This is a genomic window from Paenibacillus sp. JJ-100 (genome assembly GCF_948329825.1).
In the GTDB taxonomy this organism is placed as follows: Bacteria; Bacillota; Bacilli; order Paenibacillales; family Paenibacillaceae; genus Paenibacillus.
Genome location: NZ_CAOJCM010000029.1, coordinates 1 through 415, shown reverse-complemented (window position 1 = coordinate 415; position 415 = coordinate 1). Strand labels below are relative to the sequence as shown.

At 51.8% G+C, this 415-nt stretch carries 1 rRNA gene; it reads left to right on the top strand.

Features of this window, described 5'->3' with window-relative positions:
• Positions 1-415, top strand: a 23S ribosomal RNA gene (locus tag PQG66_RS25285); the annotation flags it as partial.

Below are 415 nucleotides of genomic sequence, written 5' to 3'. Positions count from 1 at the left end.
TGTAGAGGCATACCAGGGGAACTGAAACATCTAAGTACCCTGAGGAAGAGAAAACAATAGTGATTCCGTCAGTAGCGGCGAGCGAACGCGGAGAAGCCCAAACCAAAGAGCTTGCTCTTTGGGGTTGTGGGACGTCTCACATGGAGTTACAAAGGAACCGGTTAAGCGAAGAGGTCTGGAAAGGCCCGCCAAAGAAGGTAAAAGCCCTGTAATTGAAAGTCTGTTCCCTCCGAGACGGATCCCGAGTAGTGCGGGGCACGTGAAACCCCGTATGAATCCGGCAGGACCATCTGCCAAGGCTAAATACTTCCTAGCGACCGATAGTGAAGCAGTACCGTGAGGGAAAGGTGAAAAGCACCCCGGAAGGGGAGTGAAATAGAACCTGAAACCGTGTGCTTACAAAAAGTCAGAGCCC